A 13,844-nucleotide genomic window follows, 5' to 3' on the forward strand; every position below is an offset into this window, starting at 1 on the left:
AATCTAAGAATCTAAGAATCTAAGAATCTAAGAATCTAAGAATCTAAGAATCTAAGAATCCAAGAATCTAAGAATCCAAGAATCCAAGAATCCAAGAATCCAAGAATCCAAGAATCTGAAATCTCCAATCTAAAATCTAAAATTGTAAATGGGTGCCTTTGTAATTAGTAAGCGATTTAATGATGAATATAAATTTGTGTTTACTTCCAGAAAAGGGAAGGTGATATTTACGAGTTTGAGTTATGAATTGAAATTTGAGTGCGAGGAAGATATAGAGAAGTTTAAATTAAATGTCGAGCTTGCTAGGTTTTTAAAATTTAAAGGTTCTGGCGGAAAATACTTTTTTAAACTGATGCTTGGCGAGGTTCACTTCGCGACAAGTCGAAAATACACCACAGAATTGCTTTTACAGAAAGGAATTAAAGAAATAGTGACGTATTCTTCAAGAGCGGAAATTTTAGACTTCTCATCAAGTGATTCGATTTTTGAAGATGAGGAGGTTGTTGAGGATGAAATGGAGTGATTGGAAAAAAAATAAATTCAAACAAAAAGAAATCCCGAATTCCAATATTTTCAATATTGGAATTCGGGATTTCTTTTTGTTTTTCTTTTTGGCTTCAAATTCTTGGAATTTTCAAAAATATAAGCACAAAAAAAACCATCTCAAGGATGGTTTTAAAATCTTTAGAACTTAGGTTCTAATTATTTTTTTACTTCTTCTACTTTAGCAGCAGCAGAGTCAACTTTTGCAGCAGCAGAGTCAACAGTTGCAGCAGCAGAATCAACTACAGCAGCAGCAGAATCAACAGTTACAGCAGTAGAATCTACAGTAGTTTCAGCTGCAGCGTCAGCTTTTTTACAAGATACAACAGTTAAAACAGCAACAACAGCTAAACTTAAAAATACTTTTTTCATCTTACTTTATTATAAAAGGTTAATTATTAATTCGTGGCAAAGATATAAATTTTTTAATATGTAAAATATTTTTTCACTTTTTTTTTAAAATATTTTCCCTGCTCACGTTTATCTTATTCATCAAAGAATATGCCAAAATAGTAAAAAAATATTATATTATTGTATTTTTTGTGTAATTTATTTTTCGTTGAATATTCAATAAAAAAAATAGCAGTTTGTATTCTATAAGCTGCAGTTTATTTTGCTTTTAATTGAATATTCTGCATCGTTTAAAACGCAAAATAAGCTTGTTTAAGCGCTTTTTATTCAAAATACGATGCAGAAATAGGGTTTTCTGATTTTAAATCGTTTCTGAGACGATTTTCATTATCGTATTTGTAGCTCCTCTATTATCTTGAATATAATCTTTGCAGATTAGACTTTTTTCTTTCAAAAAGTTTGTATCAGAAAGTAAGTGATCAAATTTTTCTTTTAATTCTTCTTTATTAGAGATTACAGCGCATCCTCCAATTTTTACTAATTCTACTCCTTCTGCAAAATTTGAATAATTTGGACCAATTATAATGGGAATCCCAAAAGTTGCCGGTTCTAAAACATTGTGAATTCCAGGATTTCCAAAACCGCCACCAACGTAAGCAATTGTACCGTAGCTGTAAATTTTGGTCAGTAACCCAACTGTGTCAATAATAAAAACACTATAATTTGATAAATCGGAAACGGTATCTTTTTCTGAAAATAAAACAGTTGATTTTGTAATCTGTGATTTTAGAGCTGCAATCTGATCTTGTTTAATATTATGAGGAGCAATGATGAATTTTATGTTCTCAGGAGCTTGATTTATATAATCAGCTATCAAAGCTTCGTCTTTTGGCCAAGAACTTCCTATAACTATTGTCTGATTGTTGTTTTTGAATTTTTCAATAAAATCTACTGAATTGTCTCTTTCTAAAATTGCATTAACACGATCAAAACGAGTGTCTCCAGAAACAATAACATTATGATATCCAAGAGCTTCAATTTTTTCTTTAGATTTTTCATTCTGCACAAAAAAATAAGTAAAGGCATTTAGTGCTTTTCTGTAAAAACCTCCATACCATTTAAAAAACATTTGATTGTCTCTGAAGATTCCGGAAATCAAATAGGTTGGTGTTTTGCTGGTTTCTAATTCCTTTAAATAATTCAGCCAGAATTCATATTTAATAAAAAAAGCCAATTCAGGATGTGCTAGTTTTAAGAACTTCTCTGCATTTCTTTTTGTATCTAAAGGCAGGTACACAGTAACGTCAGCGACATTGTTGTTTTTTCTTACTTCGTAACCTGAAGGAGAGAAAAAAGTAACAATAATTTTGTGCGAAGGATATTTTTCTTTGATTTTTTCAATTACAGGCAAGCCTTGTTCGTATTCGCCAAGCGAAGCAGAATGAAACCAGATCGTTTTATCAGAAGGTTTGATTTTTTCTTCTAAAATGGAAAAAACATTTTTTCGGCCATTTACAAAAAGCTTAATTTTCGGACTAAAAAGCGCTATAATTTTCAGAAAAAACCCCGCAATAGAAACAACTAAATTATATAGAAAAAGCATCTGTTTATTTTTGTGGCTAAATTACATTTCTTTCGGTTATTTTCATTGGTTTGAAGGTATTAAATAACTATTTTTGTTCCTCCTTTTAGAGATTCTGGTTTACAAGCTGATCTCTGATTTTAAAAATATATTGAAAATGAAAAAAATTCAAATGGTTGACTTAAAAAGTCAATATGAAAAAATAAAAACTGCCGTTGATGCTTCAATTCAAGAGGTTTTAGATACAAATACTTATATAAACGGGCCATTAGTTCAGCAATTTCAAAAAAATCTAGAAGATTATTTGGGTGCAAAACATGTGATTCCGTGTGCAAATGGTACAGATGCTTTGCAGATTGCCATGATGGGATTAGATTTAAAACCAGGCGATGAGGTTATTACTGCTGATTTTACTTTTGCAGCGACTGTTGAAGTTATTGCATTATTGCAGTTAACTCCAGTTTTAGTTGATGTTGATGTTAATAATATGAATATTGATATCGAGGCGATTAAAAAAGCGATAACACCAAAAACAAAAGCCATTGTTCCGGTACATTTATTTGGCCGTGCTGCCAATATGGATGCTATCATGGAAATTGCAGCTGAACATAATTTATATGTAATCGAAGATAATGCTCAAGCAATTGGAGCTGATTATATTTCAAAATCTGGAACAAAAAGCAAAGTTGGGGTTATTGGTCATGTTGCGGCAACTTCATTTTTTCCATCTAAAAACTTAGGATGTTATGGAGATGGTGGAGCAATTTTTACAAATGATGATAAATTGGCACACATTATCCGTGGAATTGTAAATCACGGAATGTATGAGCGTTACCATCACGATGTTGTGGGCGTGAATTCACGTTTGGATAGTATTCAGGCTGGAGTTTTAAATGCAAAATTACCTTTTTTAAATGAATATAATACTGCTCGCCGTTTAGCAGCTGCAAAATATAATGTGGCTTTCGCTGGAAATGCGCACATCATTACACCAGAATTTGATGCAAATGAAAATGATCACGTTTTTCATCAATATGTATTGAGAATTATAGATGCAGACAGAAATGCCTTGATGCAGCATTTGTTGGATAAAGGAATTCCGTGTGCAATTTATTATCCAATTCCGTTACACTCACAAAAAGCGTATGTGGATACACGTTATAAAGAAGAGCAATTTCCAGTTACAAATCAGTTGGTAAAAGAAGTTATTGCTTTGCCAATGCATACTGAGCTTGATGACGAACAAATTAAATTTATTACAGATTCTGTTTTAGAATTTTTGAAATAAGAAATTAGAAGAAAGAGTATAGACTAAGAGAATAGAAATTAAAAAGATAATAGAAAAGATATTATAGAATTTAAATCTATATTCTTTACTCTATTTTTATAAGCTAAAAAAACATGAAAGTATTAGTAACAGGAGGATTAGGTTTTATTGGTTCTCACACCGTAGTCGAATTGCAAAATGAAGGCTTTGAAGTAGTGATAATTGATAATCTTTCGAATTCTTCAGAAGATGTTTTGAAAGGAATTGCTTCCATAACAGGAAAAACGCCTTTATTCGAAAAAATTGATTTAAGAGAAAAAAGTGCAGTTCATGATTTCTTTAAAAAACATAACGATGTTACTGGAGTTATTCATTTTGCAGCTTCTAAAGCAGTTGGAGAAAGTGTTGAAAATCCACTTTTATACTACGAAAACAACATTAGCAGCTTAGTATATCTTTTACAGGAATTAAAGGAAAAACCTGAAGCAAGTTTTATATTCAGTTCGTCTTGTACAGTTTACGGGCAAGCCGAAAAAATGCCAATTACAGAAGATGCTCCTGTGCAGGCAGCAATGTCTCCTTATGGAAACACGAAACAAATTGGAGAAGAGATTATTACAGATACTGCAAAAGTGACTAATATCAGCGCGATTTTATTGCGTTATTTTAATCCGATTGGAGCACATTCGAGTACTGAAATTGGAGAATTGCCTTTAGGAGTTCCTCAAAATCTAGTTCCGTTTATAACACAAACCGGAATGGGATTGCGTCAGGAATTATCAGTTTTTGGAAATGATTATCCAACTCCAGACGGAACTGCTGTTCGTGATTATATTCATGTTGTAGATTTAGCAAAGGCGCATGTAATCGCATTACAGCGTTTGTTCAATAAAAAGAATTTGCAAAAAGTTGAAACGTTTAATTTAGGAACAGGAAAAGGTAGTTCGGTTCTAGAAGTAATTCATAGCTTTGAAAAAGTTAGCGATAAAAAATTGCCGTACGTAATTAAACCGCGCCGCGAAGGTGATATTACCGAAGCTTACGCAAATACAGATAAAGCAAACAATATTTTAGGCTGGAAAGCAGAACTAAGCTTAGACGAAGCAATGGCTAGCGCTTGGAAATGGGAACAGAAAGTTCGTTCTTAGTTTTCGGTCTTAGTCTCAGTTTTCAGTTTAAAAACTAAATATAAAAAAATCCCAAATGATTATCATTTTGGGATTTTTTATTTAAATTGAATTTATTTTGTAATTTTCTAAGAGTAAAATGTAAAAATTATGGGTTCGGAAAAAGAAAATAAAAAAATATAAGGTTGAAGAACCCAGAGTTGAATACGAAGTTCACAAACCTACGTTTAAAGGAATAAATCGAGAAACTTTTGATTTTGATGCCGAATTTGCAAAAGGATTTACACCGGAAGAGACAAAAGCGGAATTAATTAGAAGAATCAGAGAATGGTGGGGAAAATAGAAGTTATTTATAATTCAAATGTCATTCATTATCTTGATGATTTAGTTGTCAGTCTGTATAAAAAAGAATATTTTGGTTTTATTCAATCTGCTGAAGAGTATGTTTCACACATTTATGATGCAATTCCTGAGCGAATAAAAAAATCTTCACATAAGAAAGCTCCAAATCACTTCAGTATTTAGGTTTGAATTATATTTTCTACAAAGCTAATACATGAACAACTTGATGTATGTTTTTTGAAAAAAGAAATCAAAATTATTTGGTAACAGGGGCTATAAATAATTAATGCGAAGAAGCATAGGGCGTTTAATTTTGGGTTTTAATTGCTGATATCAAGGAAAAAATATAAAAGAATTAAAATAATTATTTCTAAGATATTTACAATTTTAAGATTAATTTTTTCGACCAAAACTCTATCTATTGACATAAAAATAAGAGAAATTATTACAAGGCCAAATGAGAATAAGGCACCCAGCATTGCTCCCCCATTCAATGTCAAGGCGTAGAGGGTAAATGGAATTCCTGAAATTATTGCTAACATTCCTAAAATTGAAAAGACAGTAGGTCTTTGAATAATTTCGTTAAAAAAATATTTCATAAAATAATTTTGTTTGTAAATATATAAAATCCTCATAAACATTCTGTTCATGAGGATTTTCTTTATCTAGATAGTAACTGAAAAACTGCGATCGAAAACGGAATACTAATTAAGCATTCGCAGTAACCGCTTCTTTATCAATTTTATTAATCAAACCAGCTAATACTTTTCCTGGACCAACTTCAGTAAACAAAGTAGCGCCGTCAGCGATCATTTGTTGTACAGATTGAGTCCATTTTACAGGAGCAGTCAATTGAATAATTAAGTTCTTTTTAATTTCGTTTGCATCAGAAACAGCATTTGCAGTCACGTTTTGGTAAACTGGGCAAATAGGAGTAGAGAATGTAGTTGCTTCAATTGCAGCGGCTAATTCTTCTCTTGCTGGTTCCATCATTGGCGAGTGAAAAGCTCCTCCAACAGGTAAGATTAAAGCACGTTTTGCTCCCGCAGCTTTCATCGCTTCACAAGCTTTTTCTACTGCTGAAGTTTCACCAGAAATTACCAATTGCCCTGGGCAGTTATAATTTGCGGCAACAACAACTCCGTCGATAGAAGCGCAAACTTCTTCCACAATATTATCAGCTAATCCTAAAACAGCAGCCATTGTAGATGGAGTGATTTCGCAGGCTTTTTGCATAGCAAGCGCACGTTGAGAAACTAATTTCAAACCATCTTCAAAAGATAAAGTTCCGTTGGCAACCAAAGCTGAAAATTCTCCTAAAGAATGTCCTGCAACCATTTCAGGTTTAAAATCTTCGCCTAAAGTTTTAGCTAAAATAACAGAGTGTAAAAATACCGCTGGCTGTGTAACTTTAGTTTCTTTTAATTGTTCGGCAGTGCCTTCGAACATAATATCAGTAATTCTAAAACCTAAAATTTCGTTAGCTTTTTCGAATAATTCTTTGGCTAAAGCCGAGTTTTCATATAAGTCTTTGCCCATTCCTGTAAACTGTGCGCCTTGACCTGGAAATACGTATGCTTTCATTTGTCTAATTTAATTTTTACTTTTTTTTTAAAATTGAAAATTAGTTTCAATTGGAAGGCAAAAATAGTATTTTTTTAGCTCGTATAATCTTTAAACATATAAATCCACGCTAATCTTGAAAATCGAAGGTTGAAGGAAGTAAGCAAAGTAATAACAATTGCAATGATCGGAATGATTCTTAAATCGAAATTTCTCTCAAAGAAAAACTGTGCAACACAATAGGTTGCAATACCTTGAGCGACTGTTAATCCATAGTTTACATACATAGCGCCAAAGAAATACCCAGGTTCTTTTTGGAATTTATAATGGCAGTGACTGCAGTATTCATTCATTTTTGGAAGTCCAAAAGTCAAAAATATATTTTTGTCTGTAAACACTTTTCCTTTATGACAAACAGGACATTCGTTACTTAAAATATGAGTTAATGCATTTGACATGATCTTGTTGTTTTTTATTTATACAAAGGTAATATAGAGCAGGATAAAAGTCTTTTTTATATCTTCGCTACTTATAGCACAATAAAGACATTTTGTTTGAGTTTTCAAATTCCAAAATCTACAATCTAAAATTTAATATCGCATGAAAAAATATCCAATTTATAGTGTTCAGAATTTTAGCTGCAATGATGTTCACCGAGATTTTTATGTGAATACTTTTAAAGAGCATTTAAAAAGTCACAGTTTTGTCGAAGAACCGCACCGTCACGATTCCTATTTAATGGTGTTTTTTACGAAAGGTTCAGGATTGCACGAGATCGATTTTGATCAATTTGAAATCAAAAGAGGAAGTCTTTTTGTGTTGCAGCCAGGACAAATGCATCATTGGAGTTTATCTGAAGATATTGAAGGTTTTGTGATTATCTTTTCGCAGGAATTGTACAATTTATACTTCAGACAGAAAAATATAAACGAATATAATTTTTATCATTCTATTCATAATCGACCAGAAATGGTTTTTGAAGAAAATGAAATTCCGAAAATCCAGCCTTATTTTGATCTGCTGATACAGGAAAATAATGAGAATTTAAAGTATCAGCTCGACAAAATGTTGAATTTGTTGGATTCGATTCATATCGAAATTGCCCGTAAATACAATGAAACGTACTCGCACCAAACACATTCGTATAATATTAAAATCAATAAATTCGAATCGCTTTTAGAGAAATATTTCAGAACGGAAAAACTGCCATCTTTTTATGCAGAAAAACTAAATATCACCCTGAAACATTTAAATAGAATCTGTAATGAAATCCTTCAAAAAACCGCCACAGAAGTAATTACAGACCGCGTAATTTTGGAAATAAAAAGAATGCTGATCGATAAACAACTAGCCGTAAACGAAGTTGCCTTTAAAGTAGGTTACGAAGATTATTCATATTTCTCCAGATTCTTCAAAAAACAAACGGGAATGTCGCCAACGGAATTTAGAAATATAAAATGAAGTCGAAGTTCCTAAAAAAAATCCTGCACTTCCTAAAAAGTGCAGGATTTTTAACCAACCAAATTAAAACCTATTATAAAGTATTAAGCTTGTTTTACAAATTGTAATTCAATGTTTAAACGAACTTCTTCACCTACTAAAACGCCTCCAGTTTCAAGAGCTGAGTTCCAGTTTAAACCCCAATCTTTACGATTAATTTTTCCTTCTATGCTTAAACCTACTTTTGTATTTCCCCAAGGATCAGTCATGATACCGCTAAATTCAACAGGGAATTTTACTTCTTTAGAAACACCTTTGATTGTCAAATCTCCAACTATTTCGTAATCTCCATCATCGATTTTTTTGAATGATGAAGCTTTGAAAGTTAATTTTGGATTGCTTTCTGCATCAAAAAAGTCTGCACTTCTTAAGTGTCCGTCTCTGTCTGCATTTGCAGTGTCTACAGAAGCAATATCAGCAGAAAATTCGATTGCTGCGTTTTCAAAATCATTTCCTTCTGTAGTAATTGTAGCGTCATATGTTCCAAATTTTCCTGAAACATTTGTAAACATCATGTGTTTAACTTTAAATCCAATTTCTGAGTGAGTTGGGTCAATTGACCATTTTGTAGTTGCCATAATTTTTATTTTTAAATAATTAATTTCATTTTGATAGGACAAAGTTACTTCGACTGTCTTCATTTGGCACTTAACCTAGATTAAGAAATGAAATAACTTTTAATTGTCCGTTTTGTTTATTTTGTTTTTGTTTGAAAAATTGCTGTCGAATTAATAGTTCATTGGAATATCCATTAATAAAAATTCAGCATCTGTATTGGCTTGAATTTTTAAAATGTCAGTTCCAGAAATTCCAACAGCATCACGAGTGTTTAATTCCTGACCGTTGATGGTTAAGTTTCCTTTTAAAACAAAAGCGTAAACGCCGTTTCCTTCCTTTTTAATTGTATATTCTGTAGATACACCTGAGTCAAAATTACCCATATTGAACCAAGCGTCCTGGTGAATCCAAACTCCTTCATCATCTGCATTGGGAGATAAAATCTGAGAAAGTTTATTATGTCTGTCCGCAACGTCTAAAGTTATTTGTTGGTAACGCGGAGCAACGTTTCTTTTATTCGGAAACAACCAGATTTGCAACAATTTAGTCTGCTGATCTGCATTTGGATTAAACTCACTGTGCTGTACCCCAGTTCCGGCACTCATCACCTGAATATCACCATTTTTGATGATTTCAGTATTTCCCATGCTGTCTTTGTGTGCTAAATCTCCTTCTAGCGGAATCGTAATAATTTCCATATTATCGTGAGGATGTGTTCCAAAGCCCATGCCGCCTGCAATTGTATCATCGTTCAAAACGCGAAGTGCTCCAAACTGAATTCTATCCGGATTGTACCAGCTTGCAAAACTAAAACTATGATAAGCATTAAGCCATCCGTGATTTGCGTTTCCTCTTGTTTCTGCTTTATGTAATACTATATTTTCCATGACCTATGTGTTTTGTTATTTTTATAGTACAAAGATACCGCCAAGGTCAACGAAAAGCACTTAATCTAGATTAAGAAAGGTTTTTGGGGTTTTGAGGTTTTTAGATTTTAGGTGCAAAGGCTCAAAGTTGCAGAGGTTCAAAGGTTTTAAGGTAGAGACGCACAGTAGTGCGTCTAACACACAGTTTGTCATCTCGACGAAGGAGAGATCACACAAGTGGCTCGACAAAGATTTAAGATTACAGGATTGGAGTCTTGTGTGATCTCTCCTTCGTCGAGATGACAAGATTGTGAGAAGATATGTTAGTTAATTATATTCAAAGTGAAATAAAACTTTGCGACTTCGCGTCTTTGCGAGATTTTTTAAAAAAACTCCTATTACTTTATCCTAATCAATTTCCCTTTCCCAACCACTTCATCCAGATAATTCGCAGCTGAACTTTTCTTATCATGCATGAAAAATTCAATAGTATCTTTTTTAATTTGATCTTTTGGGATGCTTATAATTAAATCAGTATTGATAAAATTGTCTAATAATATTGTATTGCCATAAGAAATTTTCCCTTTTGGCATAAACTTGTTATCAAAGACAAAAACACTATCCTTAAAAGTAATTTTATCTTTTTGGATATAGACATTGTCGTTTTCAATTAAATAATTATAACGGCCAGTAAGTTTTTCTGTTTCCTGATTGAAGTTTATAAAAAACAGCATTATTAGTAAGGCAAAATATTTCATAACGTTTTAACTATATTGATTAATAAACTGCTGTACAACAAAATCTGTGTTGTCATGGCGTTTTTTCATTTCCAGGGCAATCGGCGGAGCAGCTCTTTCGAGACAGTTTTTGACATCACAAGTTTCACACGTAACGCCGACAATTCGCTTAATAAGTGGTTTTCCTTCAATGAATTTGAATTTCTTTTTCATTGTCGGATTAATTAAAATTCCAACCGAAATACTTCTAATATTATTTTCTACAAAAGGATCTTTTGTTGCCGATGAAAAAACTAAATATTCGTTCCCGCTATGTACATAACTCGAAATTTGAGCATCAAAAAAATGCGGTTTATTTTGTCTGATCGCTTCATTTATAGTTTTTACCGAAACCCATCTTCTGCAATAATGCTCATTGGTTTCGTTAGCGTGAGGTTCTTGCTGATTTGTAATATGTAATTCTTTTTTTATCTGATAAACATCTGAACCAATAGGATGTGACATTCTTAAAAAGAATAAATTTTTCAGCTGAAAATCTTTCGGTAATAAATTCGTTAAGCGCTGATAAAACGATTCCGGCGAAACTTCAAAGCTTTCAATTAACGAAACAAATTCTTCTGGATTTGGCTTTTCATTATTTAGGAAATTATTGATTTTGTCCACAACCAATTTTCTCGGCAATAATAAAGCGCCTGCAAAATAAGAAGCATAAAAATTGTTCAAAACCTGATCGAAATTTTCAAATTTAATCCAGCTGAAAGTCAGTAATCGATCTGAAATTTTTAGGTAATTATAAGCAATTTCTTTAGCTAAAATAAAAGCTTTCTGCGGAGCGTCGAGTTCTGTTGAAAGTAATAAAGTTTTGCTTTTCGGAACATAAATCGAACGCAAATCGCCCAAAGCTTCCTGATCGGTAAAAGCGATTTCTTTTATAGTATATTCGTATTCTTCTTTTAAAATCGCTTCTAATTCTTCAATAGTAATTTTAGAATCTAAATTAATCTGAAATGACTTCGAAAACCCAATTACCTTCTCTTCTAAATCTTCAAAATAATTACTGTGCGCTTCCTGATAAGATCGCAAAGCGGCTAAAAAGAAACTTTCACGGCTTAAATTATAATGCTGTGCAATTTCTATAATGGTACTAATAAACGCATTGACTTTGGCTGGAGCATTAGCAATAATATCTATTAAATCGGCTTCCTGAATTCCGAAAAGATCAAGGGGAATCTCTTTTAGAATTCCAGATTTTAGAATTTCGCCAATAGGAGCCAAGTTATTATCTAGTTTTAAAGACACCATTTGGTCGTAAGTCACGTCCAAATGTTTACATAAAAGCAAAATTTTGTCTGCTTTTGGATATTTTTTTCCCTTTTCAATTTCGTTTAAATACGATTTTGAAAGATTCGTCAATTTGGCTAAGCCAAAAAGAGAAAGATTTTTTTGAGTTCTGACTTGCTTGAGTTTGAGCCCAAATATCAGCTTTATATAGTCTTTTTCGATATCCATAATATCAAATGTAACTGATTTACAAATAATCGCCAAAAAAATATTTTTAAATTTTAGCGAACGTTCGCTATTTTTATAAAAAACTTTTTGTAACATTGTAGTGTAAAACTTATTAGCTATGACATCGCTAATTAAAATATTGTCTTTTGGAAGGCAAAATAGACTAAGCGATTGCATAGCTGACCAATTAAAATAAAAATCAGCAGCTATGAAAAACCAAATTGAAACTACCGAAACGGCAATGGAATTTTTAGCCGAAAAGAAGCTTCGTTATCCAAAGATCTGGACAGAAGAAGCGATTGCTTTTATAACTGAACTGCATAGAAAATTCGAATCACAGCGAAAACTATTGCTTTTGCAGCGCGATCAAAAACAAGTCACTTTTGATCAGGGAATCATGCCGGTTTTTATTCCAGAAACCAAAAGTATCAGAGAAGGTAATTGGACAGCAGGCGAAATTCCGAAAGATTTATTAGACCGAAGAGTAGAAATTACTGGACCCGTTGATCGCAAAATGATTATCAACGCTTTGAATTCGGGAGCAAAAACTTTTATGGCCGATTTTGAAGACAGCACTTCGCCAACCTGGCAAAATCTGATGGACGGACAGGTAAATTTAATTGACGCAGTAAATAAAACAATCACGTTTACTGATTTGGTGAAACAGAAATCGTATCATTTAAATGAAAAAACGGCAACACTAATTGTGCGTCCAAGAGGTTTGCATCTGCCAGAAAAACATCTTTTAATTGAAGGGAAAGAAGTTTCGGGTTCGTTGGTAGATTTTGGTTTGTATGTTTTTCATAATCATAAACGACTTTTAGAAAATCATTCTGGACCTTATTTCTACATTCCGAAATTAGAGCACTATCTGGAAGCGCGCTGGTGGAACAATGTAATTGATTTTACCGAGGATTACTTGAAGCTGAAAAGAGGAACGATAAAAGTAACAGTTCTAATTGAAACCATTACAGCAAGTTTTCAGCTCGATGAAATTATTTACGAATTAAAAGAACATATCGTGGGTTTAAACTGCGGACGCTGGGATTATATTTTTTCTTACATCAAAAAGTTTAGAAAAAATCCAAAATTCATCGTTCCGGACCGAGATCAGGTAAATATGACTTCACCTTTTATGAATGCGTATTCCAATTTGGTTATTCAAAGATGTCATAAAAGAGGCATTCACGCCATCGGCGGAATGGCCGCGCAGATTCCGATTCGAAATAATGAAGAAGCTAATTCCATCGCTTTCGCGAAAGTGAAAACCGATAAAGAACGCGAAGTTCGAAATGGTCACGACGGAACCTGGGTTGCACATCCGGATTTGGTTTCGCTGGCAAAAGAAATCTTTGATAAAGGAATGCCAACTCCAAACCAGATTCATATTAAAAGAGAACATCGCAAAATTACAGAAGCAGATTTGATTGAACCACCAATCGGAATAATCACTGAAAACGGCGTTCGAAAAAATATCAATGTTGGAGTTTTGTATTTAGCTTCATGGCTTAACGGTCAAGGCGCGGCAGCATTGCATAATTTAATGGAAGATGCTGCAACAGCAGAAATTTCGAGATCGCAATTGTGGCAATGGCTGCAGAATAAAGTGGTTTTAGATAATGGACGAAAATTAGATTTGGCTTATTATCACGAATTGGCTTTAGATGAATTCAGAAAAATAAAAGAGGAATTAGGCGAAGAAAATCACGAAAAACAACAATTTCCACTGGCTGAAAAAGTACTGGAAAGATTAGTCGTAAGTACAGATTTCGTTGATTTCTTAACGATTCCGTGTTACAAATATTTATAAAAAAATCTGCTAAATCTGCGAGATCTGCGGGCGAATAATTTTCTCACGCAGATTTGGCAGATCAGGCAGATCGAATGTGAATGAAAAGA

15 protein-coding genes are annotated in these 13,844 nt (G+C 32.9%); 6 read left to right on the top strand and 9 right to left on the bottom strand.

The features are described from left to right. The first annotated feature begins 148 nt into the window (after positions 1–148). Positions 149–523 (top strand): hypothetical protein, encoded by a 375-nt coding sequence (locus tag IR010_RS18535; protein ID WP_029273219.1) that lies wholly within the window; start codon positions 149–151, stop codon positions 521–523. A gap of 179 nt (positions 524–702) precedes the next feature. On the opposite strand, the gene IR010_RS18540 is transcribed toward IR010_RS18535, so the two are convergent. Next, positions 703–915: a hypothetical protein gene (locus IR010_RS18540; protein WP_029273221.1), complete on the bottom strand. Its 213-nt coding sequence runs from the start codon at positions 913–915 to the stop codon at positions 703–705. 340 nt (positions 916–1,255) lie between these two features. Beyond that, positions 1,256–2,497, bottom strand: coding sequence for a 3-deoxy-D-manno-octulosonic acid transferase (locus IR010_RS18545; protein ID WP_194570535.1), 1,242 nt, complete (start codon positions 2,495–2,497; stop codon positions 1,256–1,258). Between the two features lie 136 nt (positions 2,498–2,633). On the opposite strand from IR010_RS18545, the gene IR010_RS18550 reads away from it, so the two are divergent. The 3 genes from IR010_RS18550 (at position 2,634) to IR010_RS18560 (ending at position 5,395) form a co-directional block, all read left to right on the top strand. Further along, entirely contained in the window at positions 2,634–3,764 is a 1,131-nt protein-coding gene (locus IR010_RS18550) for a DegT/DnrJ/EryC1/StrS family aminotransferase (protein ID WP_194570534.1), read from the top strand. Positions 3,765–3,877: 113 nt separating this feature from the next. Further along, positions 3,878–4,891, top strand: a complete 1,014-nt coding sequence (galE, locus tag IR010_RS18555; protein WP_194605876.1) for a UDP-glucose 4-epimerase GalE — start codon at positions 3,878–3,880, stop codon at positions 4,889–4,891. A 306-nt stretch (positions 4,892–5,197) separates the two neighbouring features. Then, positions 5,198–5,395 (top strand): hypothetical protein, encoded by a 198-nt coding sequence (locus IR010_RS18560; protein ID WP_194605877.1) that lies wholly within the window; start codon positions 5,198–5,200, stop codon positions 5,393–5,395. A gap of 137 nt (positions 5,396–5,532) precedes the next feature. Here IR010_RS18560 and IR010_RS18565 read toward each other — a convergent pair whose 3' ends face one another. The 3 genes from IR010_RS18565 to IR010_RS18575 all read right to left on the bottom strand — a co-directional run bounded on the left by IR010_RS18565 (position 5,533) and on the right by IR010_RS18575 (position 7,233). Beyond that, positions 5,533–5,811, bottom strand: a complete 279-nt coding sequence (locus tag IR010_RS18565; RefSeq protein ID WP_194605880.1) for a hypothetical protein — start codon at positions 5,809–5,811, stop codon at positions 5,533–5,535. A 109-nt stretch (positions 5,812–5,920) separates the two neighbouring features. Continuing rightward, entirely contained in the window at positions 5,921–6,796 is an 876-nt protein-coding gene (gene fabD / locus IR010_RS18570) for an ACP S-malonyltransferase (RefSeq protein WP_194605882.1), read from the bottom strand. Between the two features lie 74 nt (positions 6,797–6,870). Then, a complete protein-coding gene (locus tag IR010_RS18575) occupies positions 6,871–7,233 on the bottom strand; it encodes a DUF983 domain-containing protein (protein ID WP_194605884.1) in 363 nt (120 codons plus the stop codon). A gap of 142 nt (positions 7,234–7,375) precedes the next feature. Here IR010_RS18575 and IR010_RS18580 point away from each other — a divergent pair, with 142 nt between their 5' ends. Continuing rightward, positions 7,376–8,236, top strand: coding sequence for a helix-turn-helix domain-containing protein (locus tag IR010_RS18580; RefSeq protein ID WP_194605886.1), 861 nt, complete (start codon positions 7,376–7,378; stop codon positions 8,234–8,236). An 83-nt stretch (positions 8,237–8,319) separates the two neighbouring features. On the opposite strand, the gene IR010_RS18585 is transcribed toward IR010_RS18580, so the two are convergent. The 4 genes from IR010_RS18585 to IR010_RS18600 form a co-directional block, all read right to left on the bottom strand. After that, positions 8,320–8,853, bottom strand: a complete 534-nt coding sequence (locus IR010_RS18585) for a YceI family protein (protein ID WP_029273228.1) — start codon at positions 8,851–8,853, stop codon at positions 8,320–8,322. A gap of 150 nt (positions 8,854–9,003) precedes the next feature. Then, positions 9,004–9,720 carry a pirin family protein gene (locus IR010_RS18590; RefSeq protein WP_194605888.1) on the bottom strand — a complete coding sequence of 239 codons (717 nt, stop codon included), beginning with the start codon at positions 9,718–9,720 and terminating at the stop codon, positions 9,004–9,006. A gap of 377 nt (positions 9,721–10,097) precedes the next feature. Further along, positions 10,098–10,457: a hypothetical protein gene (locus IR010_RS18595; RefSeq protein ID WP_194605891.1), complete on the bottom strand. Its 360-nt coding sequence runs from the start codon at positions 10,455–10,457 to the stop codon at positions 10,098–10,100. Between the two features lie 6 nt (positions 10,458–10,463). Continuing rightward, on the bottom strand, positions 10,464–11,945 hold the full coding sequence (locus IR010_RS18600; protein ID WP_194605999.1) for a helix-turn-helix domain-containing protein: 1,482 nt from the start codon (positions 11,943–11,945) through the stop codon (positions 10,464–10,466). Positions 11,946–12,153: 208 nt separating this feature from the next. Here IR010_RS18600 and aceB point away from each other — a divergent pair, with 208 nt between their 5' ends. Further along, positions 12,154–13,755, top strand: coding sequence for a malate synthase A (aceB, locus tag IR010_RS18605; protein ID WP_194605893.1), 1,602 nt, complete (start codon positions 12,154–12,156; stop codon positions 13,753–13,755). Positions 13,756–13,844 lie beyond the last annotated feature (89 nt).

The organism is Flavobacterium sp. MR2016-29, assembly GCF_015350695.1.
GTDB lineage: Bacteria > Bacteroidota > Bacteroidia > Flavobacteriales > Flavobacteriaceae > Flavobacterium.